This window comes from Haemophilus sp. oral taxon 036 (genome assembly GCF_002998595.1).
Lineage (GTDB): Bacteria > Pseudomonadota > Gammaproteobacteria > Enterobacterales > Pasteurellaceae > Haemophilus > Haemophilus haemolyticus_K.
In genome coordinates this window covers 1,444,549-1,460,379 of the sequence record NZ_CP027235.1, presented here as the reverse complement: position 1 = coordinate 1,460,379, position 15,831 = coordinate 1,444,549, and the positions used below count along the sequence as shown (strand labels likewise).

15 protein-coding genes and 1 tRNA gene are annotated in these 15,831 nt (G+C 38.0%); 6 read left to right on the top strand and 10 right to left on the bottom strand.

Features of this window, described 5'->3' with window-relative positions:
* Nucleotides 1–8: 8 nt before the first annotated feature.
* The 5 genes from rodA to C3V42_RS07120 form a co-directional block, all read right to left on the bottom strand.
* The gene (gene rodA, locus C3V42_RS07140; protein WP_106014104.1) at nt 9–1,124 is read right to left on the bottom strand and encodes a rod shape-determining protein RodA; all 1,116 of its coding nucleotides are present in this window, start codon (nt 1,122–1,124) and stop codon (nt 9–11) included.
* Nucleotides 1,114–3,069, bottom strand: coding sequence for a penicillin-binding protein 2 (gene mrdA, locus C3V42_RS07135; RefSeq protein ID WP_106014103.1), 1,956 nt, complete (start codon nt 3,067–3,069; stop codon nt 1,114–1,116). Before mrdA ends, rodA begins: the two co-directional genes overlap by 11 nt.
* 20 nt (nt 3,070–3,089) lie before the next feature.
* Nucleotides 3,090–3,557 carry a 23S rRNA (pseudouridine(1915)-N(3))-methyltransferase RlmH gene (gene rlmH / locus C3V42_RS07130; protein ID WP_005649848.1) on the bottom strand — a complete coding sequence of 156 codons (468 nt, stop codon included), beginning with the start codon at nt 3,555–3,557 and terminating at the stop codon, nt 3,090–3,092.
* Between the two features lie 53 nt (nt 3,558–3,610).
* The gene (gene rsfS, locus C3V42_RS07125; RefSeq protein ID WP_005635481.1) at nt 3,611–3,919 is read right to left on the bottom strand and encodes a ribosome silencing factor; all 309 of its coding nucleotides are present in this window, start codon (nt 3,917–3,919) and stop codon (nt 3,611–3,613) included.
* 125 nt (nt 3,920–4,044) lie between these two features.
* On the bottom strand, nt 4,045–5,700 hold the full coding sequence (locus C3V42_RS07120) for a putative transporter (protein WP_106014102.1): 1,656 nt from the start codon (nt 5,698–5,700) through the stop codon (nt 4,045–4,047).
* Nucleotides 5,701–5,905: 205 nt separating this feature from the next.
* On the opposite strand from C3V42_RS07120, the gene C3V42_RS07115 reads away from it, so the two are divergent.
* From C3V42_RS07115 to mreD, 4 genes are all read left to right on the top strand, one after another.
* Entirely contained in the window at nt 5,906–7,684 is a 1,779-nt protein-coding gene (locus tag C3V42_RS07115) for an ABC transporter ATP-binding protein/permease (protein WP_106014101.1), read from the top strand.
* 133 nt (nt 7,685–7,817) lie between these two features.
* Entirely contained in the window at nt 7,818–8,873 is a 1,056-nt protein-coding gene (locus C3V42_RS07110; RefSeq protein ID WP_005637582.1) for a rod shape-determining protein, read from the top strand.
* 80 nt (nt 8,874–8,953) lie between these two features.
* Nucleotides 8,954–10,009: a rod shape-determining protein MreC gene (gene mreC, locus C3V42_RS07105; protein WP_106014100.1), complete on the top strand. Its 1,056-nt coding sequence runs from the start codon at nt 8,954–8,956 to the stop codon at nt 10,007–10,009.
* Nucleotides 10,009–10,497: a rod shape-determining protein MreD gene (mreD, locus tag C3V42_RS07100; RefSeq protein ID WP_106014099.1), complete on the top strand. Its 489-nt coding sequence runs from the start codon at nt 10,009–10,011 to the stop codon at nt 10,495–10,497. The genes mreC and mreD overlap by 1 nt, the downstream gene beginning before the upstream one ends.
* Nucleotides 10,498–10,548: 51 nt before the next feature.
* Here mreD and C3V42_RS07095 read toward each other — a convergent pair whose 3' ends face one another.
* The 5 genes from C3V42_RS07095 to C3V42_RS07075 are packed head-to-tail and all read right to left on the bottom strand — an operon-like array spanning nt 10,549 to nt 14,646.
* Complete coding sequence (locus tag C3V42_RS07095; RefSeq protein WP_106014098.1) at nt 10,549–11,325, bottom strand: TIGR01619 family protein; 777 nt, start codon at nt 11,323–11,325, stop codon at nt 10,549–10,551.
* Nucleotides 11,326–11,334: 9 nt separating this feature from the next.
* Entirely contained in the window at nt 11,335–12,138 is an 804-nt protein-coding gene (xthA, locus tag C3V42_RS07090; RefSeq protein WP_106014097.1) for an exodeoxyribonuclease III, read from the bottom strand.
* A 47-nt stretch (nt 12,139–12,185) separates the two neighbouring features.
* The gene (locus C3V42_RS07085) at nt 12,186–12,860 is read right to left on the bottom strand and encodes a TIGR01621 family pseudouridine synthase (protein WP_009766794.1); all 675 of its coding nucleotides are present in this window, start codon (nt 12,858–12,860) and stop codon (nt 12,186–12,188) included.
* Nucleotides 12,860–13,924: a YcjF family protein gene (locus C3V42_RS07080; RefSeq protein WP_106014096.1), complete on the bottom strand. Its 1,065-nt coding sequence runs from the start codon at nt 13,922–13,924 to the stop codon at nt 12,860–12,862. Before C3V42_RS07080 ends, C3V42_RS07085 begins: the two co-directional genes overlap by 1 nt.
* A gap of 59 nt (nt 13,925–13,983) precedes the next feature.
* Nucleotides 13,984–14,646 (bottom strand): Bax inhibitor-1 family protein, encoded by a 663-nt coding sequence (locus C3V42_RS07075; RefSeq protein WP_106014095.1) that lies wholly within the window; start codon nt 14,644–14,646, stop codon nt 13,984–13,986.
* Nucleotides 14,647–14,826: 180 nt separating this feature from the next.
* Here C3V42_RS07075 and C3V42_RS07070 point away from each other — a divergent pair.
* Both C3V42_RS07070 and C3V42_RS07065 read left to right on the top strand, forming a co-directional pair.
* Nucleotides 14,827–14,916: transfer RNA gene (locus C3V42_RS07070), tRNA-Ser, on the top strand.
* Between the two features lie 177 nt (nt 14,917–15,093).
* The gene (locus C3V42_RS07065; RefSeq protein ID WP_106014094.1) at nt 15,094–15,831 is read left to right on the top strand and encodes a hypothetical protein; all 738 of its coding nucleotides are present in this window, start codon (nt 15,094–15,096) and stop codon (nt 15,829–15,831) included.

Genomic DNA, 15,831 nt, shown 5'->3' with positions numbered 1-15,831 from the left:
AAATGAAATTAGTTCCCTTTCATAAATTTTACTTGATGTGTATGAACTGACATCACCAAGCCAAAAGCAGCCATAATAGCAACGTAAGACGTTCCGCCATAGCTGAATAAAGGTAATGGCACCCCCACTACAGGCAAAATACCACTTACCATGCCTATGTTAACAAACACATAAACAAAGAAAATTAACGTCGTTGCACCAGCAAGAATTCGCCCAAAAGAAGTTTGAGCATTCACGGCAATAATCAAACCACGTACAATAATAAACATATAAATGGAGATCAAAATAAGAAAACCAACCATTCCATGTTCTTCACTCATTACAGCAAAAATAAAATCTGTATGAGGTTCGGGTAAAAACTCAAGCTGAGATTGCGTACCCTGCATCCAGCCTTTTCCCCAAAGGCCACCAGACCCAATCGCAATTTTTGATTGTAAAATATGATAGCCAGCACCGAGAGGGTCTTTTTCTGGGTCCAATAATGTGAGAACGCGAGTGCGTTGATAATCGTGCATTAGATATAGCCACATGATCGGAATAAATCCAGCTAAGCCAATCACTGCAGCTAAAATCAACCACCAACTCATTCCAGCTAAAAATACTACAAATAAACCTGACGCACTTACCAAAATTGATGTACCTAAATCTGGTTGTATAGCTACAAGTAAAGTCGGAATCATAATCATTGCAATCGCAATAAATGTTTCACTTAATTTAGGTGGAAGTGGACGATTACCTAAATACACAGCGACCATTAATGGCACTGCAAGCTTCACAATTTCAGAGGGTTGGAAACGAATAAAACCAAGATCGAGCCAACGTTGAGCTCCTTTACTTGTCGTACCAATCGCATCCACTAAAACTAACATTGCAAATCCAATTAGATATAAATATGGCGCAATACGTTGATAAAACTTAGGCGGAAATTGCGCAATAATCAGCATGACCATAAATCCAAGCGTCACCTGTATAATACGGTTTTGGAACATGGTTTCACTCGCACCAGTGGCGCTATAAAGCACAAGCATGCCATAGGCTGTTATTGTAACTAAGCCAATAAAAAGCCAAAAATCAATATGCAAACGTTGCCATACACGCAACCAGAAAGGGATTTTATCTTCCATTTATCTGCTCGCTCTCTTGTGGTAAATCTTCTTTTTGCTGAATATTTGCATTATATTTTTCAACTTGTGGTAAACGCTGATTTAAATAGTAATCCATCACTTTACGCGCTAACGGTGCGGCATTACTTGAACCACCACCCGCATTCTCTAAAATAACTGTCACAACCAATCTAGGGTTTTCATAAGGTGCATATGCGGTAAACCATGCGTGATCGTGCAATTCTTTTTTCAATCCAGCCGCATTGTATTTTTCATTTTCTTTGAGACTAAAAACTTGTGCCGTACCAGACTTACCCGCAACTCTATAATTAGCACCGGCAAATGCCTTTCGTCCAGTGCCTGCAGCAGAATTAACAACATTATACATTCCACGTTTTGCTGCATCCCAATAATTTTGTTTTGGCTCACTAATATCAGGATAAATCAATGGATCTTTATAAAGTGATAATTCCGCACCTTCAATAGCTTTCATTAAATGTGGTGTATTTACTTTACCGTTATTGACTAATATTGCTGTTGCTTTTGCTACTTGTAACGGCGTAGCAGTCCAATAACCTTGCCCAATACCAACTGAAATCGTATCACCCAATACCCAAGGACGTTTATAGCGTTTTTGTTTCCATTCACGACTTGGCATATTGGCAGCCGCTTCTTCCTGAATTTCAATGCCTGTTGGCATGCCGAAACCAAAGCGTTTCATCCATTCCGAAAGACGGTCTATCCCCATATTATGAGCAACTTGATAAAAATAAGTATCGGATGATTCTGTAATCGCCTTATTTAAATCCGTATAGCCATGACCTGATTTTTTCCAATCGCGAAAACGTTTTGAGGTATTCGGTAAAATCCAATAACCTGGGTCAAAAATGGTTGTATTTTGCGTAATCACATTTTCAGTTTGTGCGGCTACGGAAATAAAAGGTTTCACTGTAGAAGCGGGGGGATATACACCCTGTGTAGCCCGGCTATACAATGGACGAGCTGGATCATTTAATAAACGTTTATAATCTTCAGATGAAATGCCATCCACAAAAAGATTATTATCATAACTCGGTGTCGAGACCATTGCTAACACGCCACTATCTTTTGGATCTAGAACAATAATTGCACCTTTTTGCCCAGATAAAAGCTCCGTAATATAGCGCTGTAATTCTAAATCAATGGTGAGATGAATACTTTTTCCTGCTACAGCTGGTTGTTCTCGTAATTTACGAATTACCTTTCCACGGTTATTAATTTCAACCTCTTCAAATCCCGTTACACCATGTAAACTATCTTCATAATAACGCTCAATACCTAATTTTCCCATATCACTCGTTCCAGAGTAATTAGCAAATTTTTCCTCTTTCTTCAGGCGCTCTACATCTTTATCATTAATTTTTCCCACATATCCCAGAATATGGCTCATAGTTTCACCATATAAATAATTTCGTTTGAAATAAGGACGTACATCTAAACTCGGATATTGATAGCTACTCACTGCAAAACGTGCGATTTGTTCTTCTGTTAAGTTGGGTTTCAATAAAATAGGCGTGTAACGCGTTCCGCGGCGACGTTCCTTTTTAAAATTTTCAATGTCATTATCCGTTAATCCCACAATGTAGCGTAATTCATCTAAAGTGCGGTCTAAATTTTCAGTTTTTTCTGGCACAATGTATAAACCAAAAAAAGTAAGATTTTCGGCTAATAATTTACCGTAACGATCATAGATTAAGCCACGCGTTGGAGGTAAAGGTAATAATTTAATTCGGTTACCATTAGAACGCGTTTGGTAAGTATCGAAATTAACAATCTGTAGCTGATAAATATTGGCGAATAACACGCCTGTTAGTAGCAAAATCCCTAAAAAAGCCACTAAAGTTCGGCGTGCAAAAAGGTTACGCTCCGCTTTTTTATCGCGGAACGGCTCATGAGTTGGCGTATTGAAGAATCGTTTTAAATTCATCTGACTAAAATGAGGATTTACTATTCTCGATGATAAGGATGATTAGTCGTGAGCGACCACGCACGATACAAACTTTCAGCTACCACAACACGAACAAGCGGGTGAGGTAATGTCAATGGTGAAAGCGACCAACTTTGCTCTGCGGCTGCTTTACATTCTGGCGAAAGCCCCTCTGGCCCACCGATCAACAAACATACATCACGGCCATCGTTTTTCCAGGCTTCTAGTTGCTCGGCTAACTGTGGTGTGGTCCAAGGTTTACCTGGAATATCTAACGTCACGACTTTGCCTTTTCCACAGGCGGCTAACATCGCCTTACCTTCTTGCTCTAAAATACGTTTAATATCAGCATTTTTTCCACGCTTACCTGCTGGGATTTCAATCAGTTCAAAAGGCATATCTTTTGGGAAACGGCGTTGATATTCCTCAAAACCCGTTGTAACCCAAGAAGGCATTTTTGTTCCAACAGCAATTAACGTGATTTTCACAAGTCATCCTTATCTAAAAAGTGCGGTTATTTTTCACCGCACTTTACTAAAATTTACGCCCAAAGTTTCTCTAATTGATACATTTCACGCGCGTCACGTTGCATGATATGTACGATTGCTTGACCAAGGTCCACCACAATCCAATCTGCAGTATTTTTACCTTCTTCACCAAAAGTTTCAAAACCTGCTTTTTTACATTCTGTAATTAAATTATCTGCCATTGCAGAAACTTGGCGGCTCGATGTACCCGTGCAAATAATCATATTATCCGTAATCGAGGATTTTCCACGTACATCAAAATGTACAATATCTGTTCCCTTTAACCCATCTAAGGTTTCCATCAAAAATTCAACTAATGCCATTTTGTTCTCGCTTCGCAATAAAAGTGCGAGATTCTATCATTGAATACCCTCTCGCGCAAAATCCACGCAAAAAATAAGCGCGAAATTAACCGCGCTTTTGTTTGTATAAATTGAACTAATTTGGACTATGCTGCCCACAATAACACAGCCAATAACTGTGGCGACATTATCCGCAAGAACATCACCAATGGATACACAGTGGCATAAGAAAGTGCTGCTGCACCGTTATCTTCTTTAATTTCATTAGCAAATGCTAAAGCTGGTGGATCTGTCATTGATCCAGCAAGTAAACCACAGATTGTAAGGTAATTCAGTTTGCCATATAGACGAGCCAAAATACCGGTAATCATTAATGGAATAAAGGTGATAAAAATACCGTATCCCATCCATTCAAGGCCTGAGCCATTCAATAAGGTATCAAAGAAACTTCCACCTGATTTTAAACCTACCACTGCCAAGAAAAGAACAATCCCTATTTCACGCAATGCCAAGTTAGCACTAGGTGGCATAAACCAGTAAAGTTTACCAATCGTACCAATTCTCGCTAAGATCAACGCAACCACCAATGGCCCGCCAGCAAGCCCTAATTTTAACGCAACTGGGAAACCCGGAATATAGAATGGAATCGAACCAACAAGCACACCTAAACCAATACCGATAAACACAGGTAACATCTGCACTTGAAGCAATTTTTGTTGTGCGTTACCAATCACTGAAATGGCTTGATTTAGTACATCGGTACGTCCGACCATATGTAGCACATCGCCAAATTGCAGCGTAGTATTTCCAGTTGGAACCAACTCAATCCCCGCACGATTTAAGCGTGAAATAACCACCCCATATTTTTGATGAATGCCTAACGCACGGATCTTTTTGCCCAATACTTTTTCGTTCGTCACTACCACTCGCTCGGAACGAATTTCGACACTATAGGCAACGGTTGGTGCATCAACTTCGTGCCCGAGAATCAAACGCATTTTGGCAAGCGAATTATCATCCCCAACTAGTTGTAAAATATCGTTGGTACGAATCTCAGTACTTGCCTTTGGAACGATTTCCATATCATCGCGTTTTAAACGTGAACATACGACTTCTTCATCACTAAATCCTGGAATTTGAATTAACGTAAGACCATCCAGATTTTGGTTCGTCACTTTTAAAGAAATATTGTGTAAACTTTCTTTTTCTTGACCGCTCTCTGCATTAAAACGAGCGGCTTCATCGTCTACTTTGACTTTAAAAAATAAGCGGATTAACCACATTGCAAGCAAAATACCACAAATCCCGAATGGGTAAGCCATCGCATAAGACATCCCCATTGTTACTGTAGTTTGTTGCACACCAAGTTCAGTCAAAATTTGCTGACCAGCACCAAGGGCTGGCGTATTAGTTACCGCCCCTGCGTAAATACCAAGAGCGATATCTAACGGAACATCCGCAACCTTATGCACTATTACCGCAGCAACAGAACCAAGTACAACGATTAAAATGGCAAAAGCATTGAGTTTTAAACCTGATTTTCTTAAAGATGCAAAAAAGCCAGGCCCAACTTGAATTCCAATCGTATAAACGAACAAAATCAAGCCAAATTCCTGCACAAAATGCAACGTACGCGCATCTAGTTGCAAACCATATTGATTGGTGAAATGAGCCACAATGATACCACCAAACAGCACACCACCGATGCCAAGTCCAACCCCACGGATCTTCCAATGCCCGATCCATAAACCGATTACGGCAACGAGGGCAAGAAGACTAATCGTGATTGCAATATCACTCATATTGACCCCTTAAAAATGAAATCTAACTCCTTCGGATTATATCCAAGTTGTTTTTTGAAAACCTTAACCAAACTCAAAAAATGCTACGTTCATCACATTTTTTCTTGCGAAATTGAGCATAGACTCTACAATACCGAAAATTTTTGACCCTTTTACAAAAAGTGCGGTTATTTTTCACCGCACTTTTATCTCGGATGGAATATTTATGGATTACGGCCAAGAAGCCATTACTTCTCTTATTTGGATTTTACAAACGCTAGCCATCACCTCAGTCGTCTTTAGTTTTGGGATTTTTCTTTTGGTACGTTTTACCCAATGGGGAAAACAATTTTGGATGTTTGCAGGTGGCTATCTTTCACCTAAACGCAGCATAAAACCTATCCTATTCTTTCTGCTTATTGTTGCGATGACATTACTCAGTGTGCGTATCAGCCTTGTACATTCTGAGTGGTACAAAAATATGTATACATCATTGCAAGAATTTAATGAACATGTATTTTGGCAACAAATGGGCTTGTTCTGCGTCATTGCCGCAAGTTCTGTTTCTGCGGCATTAGTAAGCTATTATTTAGAGCAACGTTTCGTCATCAACTGGATTGAGTGGCTTAACGAACAACTTGTTGATAAATGGATGGCACATCGCGCCTATTACAAAACACAGTATTTATCAGAAAACCTAGATAACCCCGATCAACGAATTCAACAAGATGTCCAATCTTATGTAAAAACCACGCTTTCTTTAAGTACTGGAGTCATTGATGCGGTTACCTCGATGATCTCTTACACGATTTTGTTATGGGGATTAGCGGGTCCAATGATGGTACTTGGCGTGGAAATTCCACATATGATGGTGTTCTTAGTGTTTGGCTATGTCATTTTCACCACCCTCATCGCATTTTGGCTCGGTCGTCCATTAATCTCTTTGAATTTTATTAATGAACGCTTAAACGCAAACTACCGTTATTCTTTAATTCGCATAAAAGAATATGCCGAAAGCATTGCTTTTTACGCAGGTGAAAAGGTAGAAAAAAATCAGCTTTACCACCAATTCAATGCTGTCATCCATAACATGTGGGTAATAGTATTTAGAACGCTAAAATTTTCAGGATTTAACTTAATAGTAAGCCAAGTTTCTGTTGTTTTTCCATTGTTAATTCAAGTTGGTCGTTACTTTGAAAAACAAATAAAACTCGGTGATTTAATGCAAACTTTACAAGTATTTGGAAAATTGCACAGCAATCTTTCATTTTTCCGTAATACTTACGACAGTTTTGCTGGATATAAAGCGACGCTCGATCGTTTAACCGGTTTCAGCTATATCATTGAAATGGTGAATCATGAATCGCAAGCACAAATCCACAATCACCCTACAGATGTGATTTTCAAAAACTTAAGTGTTAAAAATCCATTAGGTCACACTCTGGTAGAAAATCTCAACATTACGCTACCGCAAGGAACGAGTTTACTCATTCAAGGAAAATCTGGTGCAGGGAAAACGACACTTTTACGAACAATCGCTGGACTCTGGAGCTACGCAGAAGGTGAAGTAAGTTGTCCAACAAACAGTCAACTTTTCTTATCGCAAAAACCCTATGTGCCACAAGGAAATTTGATGTCGGCATTAACTTATCCCAATAAGCCAGACAATATTTCACATACGCAAGCGATAGAAATATTAAATAAAGTGCAACTAGGACACCTGGCTGAACAATTAGAAAAAGAACAAGACTGGACGCGTATTCTTTCGCTTGGTGAGCAACAGCGTTTAGCATTTGCTCGTTTGATTCTACACAAACCTGCCGTAGCCTTCTTAGATGAAGCCACAGCAAGTATGGATGAAGGTTTAGAATTTGCGATGTATCAACTATTAAAACAAGAGCTACCAAAAACCACGCTAATCAGTGTTGGCCACCGTTCAACGCTGAAAGCTTTACATCAACAACAACTGACTCTGCAAGAGAAAGGCCAGTGGCAACTAATGTAAAAAACACGAAAAACAACTGTAATTTCAACACATTTTTTGGTACATTTAGCACAATTTTTTGCGTGCTTGGCAATGAGATAATTTCACATTTTCAGCCAAGCAAAATTAACTCTGATTTTAGAATAGGATAATTATGTTATTTAAAAAAATTCGTGGACTTTTCTCAAACGATCTTTCTATCGACTTAGGTACTGCAAACACGTTAATTTATGTGAAAGGTCAAGGTATTGTCTTAGATGAGCCTTCGGTTGTTGCCATTCGACAAGATCGCGTTGGTTCACTAAAAAGCATCGCGGCTGTAGGTAAAGAAGCAAAATTAATGCTTGGACGTACACCGAAAAGCATCGCTGCCATTCGCCCAATGAAAGATGGCGTAATCGCAGACTTCTTTGTTACAGAAAAAATGTTGCAATACTTTATTAAACAAGTTCACAGCGGTAATTTTATGCGTCCAAGCCCTCGTGTACTGGTCTGTGTACCTGCTGGAGCAACTCAAGTAGAACGTCGCGCAATTAAAGAATCTGCAATCGGGGCTGGTGCGCGTGAAGTGTATTTAATTGAAGAACCAATGGCAGCCGCAATCGGCGCTAAATTACCTGTTTCTACTGCAGTTGGTTCTATGGTAATTGATATCGGTGGCGGTACAACTGAAGTCGCTGTTATTTCCTTAAACGGTATCGTATATTCTTCTTCAGTTCGTATCGGTGGTGACCGTTTTGATGAGGCGATTATTTCTTATGTTCGCCGCACTTTTGGTTCTGTTATCGGTGAACCAACAGCAGAACGTATCAAACAGGAAATCGGTACAGCCTACATTCAAGAAGGTGATGAAATTAAAGAAATGGAAGTGCATGGTCATAACCTTGCTGAAGGTGCGCCTCGTTCATTCACCTTAACCTCACGTGATGTGTTAGAAGCTATTCAACAGCCCTTAAATGGTATTGTTGCAGCCGTTCGAACCGCACTTGAAGAATGTCAGCCAGAACATGCAGCAGACATTTTTGAACGTGGTATGGTATTAACTGGTGGTGGTGCACTACTACGCAATATCGATATTCTCCTTTCTAAAGAATCGGGAGTGCCAGTCATCATTGCTGAAGATCCATTAACCTGTGTTGCTCGCGGTGGTGGTGAAGCGTTAGAAATGATCGATATGCACGGTGGCGACATTTTTAGTGACGAAATTTAATTTAGACCAAAAATAAAAAGTGCGGTTAAAAATGACCGCACTTTTCCTTTTAATCTTTTTATCTCAACGTAGGACGCTTAATGAAGCCTATTTTCGGTAAAGCCCCCCCGCTTGGCATTCGATTATTATTAGCTGTAGCGGCTTCCCTTTCTTTAATCTTAGCTGATGGTCAAACGAATTCCATGACTAAAGCGCGCAGTGCCATGGAAACTGCAGTGGGTGGCCTCTATTATCTTGCCAATAGCCCTCGTACAGTATTAGATGGGGTATCAGATAATTTAGTGGATACCAGTAAATTACAAATCGAAAATAAAGTGTTACGCGAACAATTACGTGAAAAAAATGCAGATTTACTCTTACTAGATCAACTCAAAGTCGAGAATCAGCGTTTACGTTTATTGTTAAACTCTCCTTTACGCACCGATGAATACAAAAAGATTGCGGAAATTTTAACTGCAGAAACTGACATTTATCGTCAACAAATTGTTATTAACCAAGGCGAAAAAGACGGTGCTTATGTTGGTCAGCCTGTAATTGATGAAAAAGGCGTTATTGGTCAAATTATTTCTGTGGGCGAGAACACTAGCCGAGTACTACTCTTAACTGATGTCACTCATTCTATTCCAGTACAAGTTCTACGTAACGATGTTCGCGTCATTGCGAGTGGTACAGGGCATACCGATGAGCTAACTCTTGATAATGTACCTCGTTCTGTGGATATTGAAAAAGGTGACTTACTTGTAACGTCTGGTCTTGGTGGTCGTTTCCTTGAAGGCTATCCAGTAGCGATTGTACAAAGCGTTTCGCGCGATGGTTCCAATTACTTTGCGACGGTCAAAGCTAAACCTCTCGCTGCCCTTGAACGCTTACGTTATGTATTACTACTTTGGCCAAGCAATTTAGATATGTCTAAAGTAAAATCGATGTCTCCAGAAGAGGTGCGTAATTTAGTACAAAAACGTTTAGAAAGCCAAGCGAATGAAGCTGATTACAAAGTAAAAAAAGCCCCGTTAACAGACGATAATCTTCAAGAAAATAAGGATAAATCAACGGTTGAACCTGAAATTCCAACCGATGCACCACAAAATGAAGAAGCTGTACCGTCAGAACAACAAGAACATAGGGAAGAAGACTAATGCAAACTCGCTTTATTTTACAATGGCTCACAATTTTAAGCTTCTTTGTCGTGGCATTAGTGCTAGAACTCGCACCCTGGCCACTTGGTTTTCAGGCATTTAAGCCTGCTTGGTTAGTTCTCGTTTTACTTTACTGGGTTCTGGCTATTCCAAATAAAGTCAGTATTGGATGGACATTTTTATTAGGACTTGTATGGGATTTAATCCTAGGTTCTACATTAGGCATTCATGCTTTAGTCCTTTCTGTGACAATTTATTTTGTGGCAAAAAATTATCTCGTACTCAGAAATTTATCGCTTTGGTTTCAAAGTCTTTTAGTGATTGCGTTTGTGTTTATTGTTAGATTATCTATTTTTTTAGTCGAATTCTCCCTGCATACCGCATTTTTTAACTGGCAAGAAATCTTTGGCGCATTGGCCTCTGGAATATTATGGCCATGGGTATTTTTATTAATGCGTAAAATGCGCCGAAAAGTTAAATTACATTAAAAAAGAGAGATAAATATCTCTCTTTTTTATGAGTTGTGAATATACAAACACCTAATTCAACTGCTTGTTCGCATCCATTAAAGAATCACATTCCCAGCCAATATACTCTCCCGAAAATTGACCAGCAAGTTTTTCAAAACGTTCTACTTGTTCAAAAATTTCACCATTATCTAATGAAATTTCTTGCTCTAATTTCACCAAGAAATAAGGCTCATCATCTTCATTAAACTGAATCGCTTGCGCAGAATATTGTAACGTCGTGAAAGAATAATCCCCTAAACTGAGCTCATCCATAAAAGGAAACATTTTTTCTTCTTCATCAAAATGAAAACTATGTTCTACCAGATAGGTATCACTTAAATTACGACCTTTATTTTTCAATAAATCAAGCAACTCTTCCGTTGCATTTAACTTAATCTCTAATGGTGAAGCGAGCAAAAAGTCAAAATAAGTATCCCAACTTAAATCCTTTTGCACATTAATATCTTTAACAAAATCAATTTGTTGTAAAGTTTCTACAACAAGATTTTCATGCTCACAGTAAAAATGCATTTTAGCTTGGGAATTACAAATAAAATGTCCCGCAAAAAATACATTCGGAAGTGCGGTTAATTGCGCCAGAATTTTAAATACCCGATTAATTAACTTATCGTATTCAACTTCTGAAGGCAAACCGGTTTCATCATCTGCTTTATAAGCGATAGTGAATTGCACTATTTTATCGAGATCTTTACCGTGATATTTTTCAACATCTTCAATATTTGCAGTAAACACGGCAGGCATACCATTCACGGTAGAACGATAATTCTGCCAATTTGCCATATCCATTTCGCTTTCCTATTTAAATTCAGCCCAAATCGGTGCGTGATCAGAAGGTTTTTCCATTGCTCGAATATCCAACGCAATGCCCACATCGACACAGCGTTCAGCTAATTTTTGACTTACTAAAATATGATCAATTCGTAAACCTCGATTATCATCAAAACCTTTAGAACGGTAATCAAACCACGAGAATTTATCATTTGCTGTCGGGTTCAGCTTACGGAAACTATCTTCTAATCCGTAATCGTACAAATGTTGATACCACGCTCGTTCTTCAGGTAAAAAAGAACATTTACCTGTGCGTAACCAACGTTTACGATTTTCATCTCCGATACCAATATCTAAATCACTTGGGCTAATATTCATATCACCCATAATTAAAATAGGATTCGATTTGTCGTGTTCTTTTTCTAAATACTGTTGAAGATCTGCATAAAATTTCTCTTTAGCTGGAAATTTAGTCTCGTGCGCACGGCTCTCCCCCTGAGGAAAATAGCCATTAATGACAGTCAACAAACCAAAATTAGTTTCAAGATCAGCCATAATAATGCGTTTCTGCGCATCTTCATTGTCTGTTGGAAAACCACGACGAACCGCTTTAGGTTCTTGTTTAGTCAATAATGCTACGCCATAGTGACCTTTCTGTCCGTGATGAAATACGTGATAACCTAAGTTTTCTGTAATTTCATAAGGAAAAGCCTCATCAGCGACTTTAATTTCTTGCAAGCCGATTACATCTGGCTGATATCTTTCAATAATAGCTTCAAGTTGATGTGGACGAGCACGTAAACCATTTATATTAAAAGAGATAAATTTCATTTTTGTTCCTATTAAAGAGTAAAATTGGCTTTATTATATAGAGATTTCTATTTTGATAAAAACGGCTTTGCCAGATAAGCCTTAATTTGCTCAAACACACTGGATTTAATCCAAAATTGACCTTGAGAGGGTAAATAAGTTACCGAAATAAAATCATTCAAATAATCAAATTCCAATTGGGCAGCATGCAAATAAGTGCGGTCAATTTTTTCAGTGTTTTTAGCATAAAGTCCATCACCCAAAATCGGACTACCTAAACTTTTCATCGCAACACGTAATTGATGCGTTTTCCCTGTTTGTGGTTTTAAAATAAATAAACGTAAATTAGGCTCACAGCTTACACTTTCAAAACGCGTAATTGCGGGGTTTTCTTTTGTTTGACAAAGTTTCCATGCGCCATCTCGAGCTTTCTTCATATCCCCGATAATCAAACCTTGTTTCTTTTTAGGCTTTTGGTTACTTAATGCCAAATAAGTTTTATGAATTTTGTGTTCAGAAAAAAGTCGTGAAAATTCAGCCGCACTTTCAGTATTCAATGCCAAAATCAATAAACCCGATGTAACTTTATCCAAGCGATGAACTAACCAGACTTGAGGCACATTCAGTTGTTTTGCAACAAGTTCTGTTAAACCTTGTTCTGCTTGATCTTTATGAACGCTAATACCTTCCGGCTTGTTGATAATAATAAAATCGCTATGTTGATAAACAACCTCGATTTTCATCAGACTTGCTCCTTTTTGTAAATTTTATTTTTACCGAGAACAATATCTTTCACCGAGCTAAGTAATTCCTGTTGAATATGTGAGAGCTTTGGTTTTTCATTTAATTGAAATGCTAATGGGCGACAAAGCTCCATTGCTTTCACGCCTAATCTAGCAGTGAGCAATCCCACGCCGATTCCTTGAGCTATGCGCGCAGAAAGTTTTGCTGTTACATCTTGAGAAAGCCAATCCATTCCAATATCTTGTGCCACTTCGGTTGCTCCAGCAAAAGCAATATTGACCAATACCATTCTTAACAATCGAATACGTGAAAAATACCCTAATTCAATTCCATAAATCTCAGCAATCTTATTCATTAATCGAAGATTTCTCCACGCAATAAAAAACATATCCACCACAGCAAGTGGACTAATCGCAACAATCACCGCTGATTCAGCTGCCATTTTACTAATCAATTTTTTAGCTTGTGAATCAAAAGAAGACAAAACATTACGGCTGAATAAATGAGCAATTTCTTGCGCTGAATAAACTTCATTTAATTGATGTTGCCATTGAATTACCGCGGGAGAATCATTTTCCAAACGTAGAGATTTTGCAATATCTAAGCAAAGAACTTTACTTTTTTCTGCGCTCTGAACAGAAAAAACATCACCATTTTTTACCGCACTCTCTAACCAAATTTGCTGACTTTGTTGTTGCAATTGCTCACGTTTTTTTAAACGAACTAAACGTCGCCACTCACCAATAATCTCTTTAATACCCAATAAAATGACAATTAAACTGACTAAAGCAAAAGCAAGATAAATCCATTGATGTTGTTGATAGCTATCCCAAATCCACTGGACAGATTGAGCAACTGTCGCCGCACTAAATAAAAGTGCGGTAAATTTTAATAAAGTTTTTCCAAAACCTGATTTTGGTTTCAATGCCTGTTCAAGTTGAGCATCAAGTAATTCCCCTTCCAAGGGTTCATCCAGCTTTGTTTCTACATGATGAAACTCTTGCTTAGGCTGATATTGTTCTTCCTCAAGGTTGACTGCATGTTCAAAAATTTGTTTTTCCATTGCCTATTCCAAAAAATAACCCCACTGAAAAGTGGGGTCACAACGTCAAAATTCAATCATTATTCATCGCTTGAGAAGATAGAAAGTAATCTTAATAAACTCAAGAATAAATTGTAGATTGAAACATAAATATTCACGGTTGCGCGAATGTAATTCGTTTCACCACCATGGATGATATTACTCGTTTCGTACAAAATAGTCATTGTAGAGAACACAACAAATAATGCACTAATTGCGACTGATAACGCAGGAATTTGGAAGAAGAAACTTGCCATCATACCAAGTAATAGCACAATAAATAATGCGAACATTGCGCTTGATAAGAATGACATATCTTTTTTCGTGGTTAATACATAGGCTGAACATGCGAAGAACACAATTGCAGTTCCTGCAAATGCAAGCATAATCAAATCTTCCATTCCACGTGCCACATACATATTTAAAATTGGCCCGATGGTGTATCCCATAAATCCAGTGAAAGCAAAGACAGCCAAAATACCAGCAGGGCGATCAGCTAATTTATTTGTTAAGAAAAGTAAGCCATAAAACCCCACTAATAACACAATAATATTTGGATATGGCAAGCTTAGACTCATTGAAATAAACGCAACAACCGCTGAAAATGCCATGGTTAATCCCAATAAAAAATACGTGTTACGCAACACTTTATGTGTGCTGAGTAGCGATTCCTGCTGCGCATCCACAATAAGACGTGATTGCATAAAAGCTCCTTGTAAAATAAGTAAAAAGTCTCTTGTAAAGTAAGGGTTAGGGGGAAAAAAGTCAATGGTATTGATAGAATTAATTTCATCAAAATGAATAAATTATCATCACCTAAACTTAAATCATGAGATTTCTGTTTACATCAATAAAATATTCATTATACTACGCCCATCAATCACGGAGGAATGGTCGAGTGGTTGAAGGCACCGGTCTTGAAAACCGGCGAGGGTTTACGCCCTCCTAGGGTTCGAATCCCTATTCCTCCGCCATCAGAATTGAATAATCCCTAAGTCGAAAGTCTTAGGGATTTTTACATTTCGTAAGCCATCTTTTCGCCTGTAAGCTTGATTATAGTTTAAGATAAACGAATATGGTAATTTTTACAATTTAAGACAATCCCAAACAAACCCTGTATAATCACCACATATTTTTATAGAGAACCCCCCATGCAAATCAACTTTACCCACATATTACAAGATAGTTGGAATTTTTTTAGAAACCAACAAAAAGTCATGTTTCAATTTGTCTTAATTTTATTTATTTCACAAAATGTAGGAGCACTATTAAGCTCCCCACTCAATAATGAATCCCATAATAATTTAAGTGAACTAGCCAATATAAATATTGAAAACATAGCCTTTTCTATTGCTATCACACAACTTTTAACAAGTTTTATCTCTGCATGGGGACTCATTTCAATCCATAGTATTAGCCAGCAAAACTACCAAACTTTAACTAAAGCGTTTACTCTCGCATTACGTCGTTTTCTTGGTGTTATTGTACTTAATTTAATCATGACAGCCCCAATGCTACTTGGATTAAGTGAGGCATTCGCTGCATTATTAACAAAATCCTCTCCATCAATAATATCACTTATCGCAATGCTCGTAGGAATATGGTTCTTTGTACGCTTAAATTTAACTGCAGTACACTACCTTTCAACCCAAGATGATATAAAACAAACAATCCAAAAAATTTGGATTAAAGGAAGTTCTCGTAAGAATGTATTATTTATTTATACACTATTGGTTTATTTCCTAGCTCCTATCCTAGTTTTCCAACTTACTACATTTTCAAATAATGTATTATTTGATATGGTAATCAGCATCCTTAGCGCCGTATTAAATGTTTTTATGTTAGTAATAACTTATCGCTTTTATAGTTTATTTATAAAGGAAGAATAA

Bases quoted from the DNA above. Each gene is read 5' to 3' on its own strand.
- C3V42_RS07085 (WP_009766794.1), bottom strand. From the start codon at position 12,860: ATGAAAATCGAGGTTGTTTATCAACATAGCGATTTTATTATTATCAAC.
- C3V42_RS07080 (WP_106014096.1), bottom strand. From the start codon at position 13,924: ATGGAAAAACAAATTTTTGAACATGCAGTCAACCTTGAGGAAGAACAA.
- rsfS (WP_005635481.1), bottom strand. From the start codon at position 3,919: ATGGCATTAGTTGAATTTTTGATGGAAACCTTAGATGGGTTAAAGGGA.
- C3V42_RS07075 (WP_106014095.1), bottom strand. From the start codon at position 14,646: ATGCAATCACGTCTTATTGTGGATGCGCAGCAGGAATCGCTACTCAGC.
- C3V42_RS07095 (WP_106014098.1), bottom strand. From the start codon at position 11,325: ATGGATATGGCAAATTGGCAGAATTATCGTTCTACCGTGAATGGTATG.
- C3V42_RS07120 (WP_106014102.1), bottom strand. From the start codon at position 5,700: ATGAGTGATATTGCAATCACGATTAGTCTTCTTGCCCTCGTTGCCGTA.
- C3V42_RS07065 (WP_106014094.1), top strand. From the start codon at position 15,094: ATGCAAATCAACTTTACCCACATATTACAAGATAGTTGGAATTTTTTT.
- mrdA (WP_106014103.1), bottom strand. From the start codon at position 3,069: ATGAATTTAAAACGATTCTTCAATACGCCAACTCATGAGCCGTTCCGC.
- mreC (WP_106014100.1), top strand. From the start codon at position 8,954: ATGAAGCCTATTTTCGGTAAAGCCCCCCCGCTTGGCATTCGATTATTA.
- C3V42_RS07110 (WP_005637582.1), top strand. From the start codon at position 7,818: ATGTTATTTAAAAAAATTCGTGGACTTTTCTCAAACGATCTTTCTATC.
- xthA (WP_106014097.1), bottom strand. From the start codon at position 12,138: ATGAAATTTATCTCTTTTAATATAAATGGTTTACGTGCTCGTCCACAT.
- C3V42_RS07115 (WP_106014101.1), top strand. From the start codon at position 5,906: ATGGATTACGGCCAAGAAGCCATTACTTCTCTTATTTGGATTTTACAA.
- rodA (WP_106014104.1), bottom strand. From the start codon at position 1,124: ATGGAAGATAAAATCCCTTTCTGGTTGCGTGTATGGCAACGTTTGCAT.
- mreD (WP_106014099.1), top strand. From the start codon at position 10,009: ATGCAAACTCGCTTTATTTTACAATGGCTCACAATTTTAAGCTTCTTT.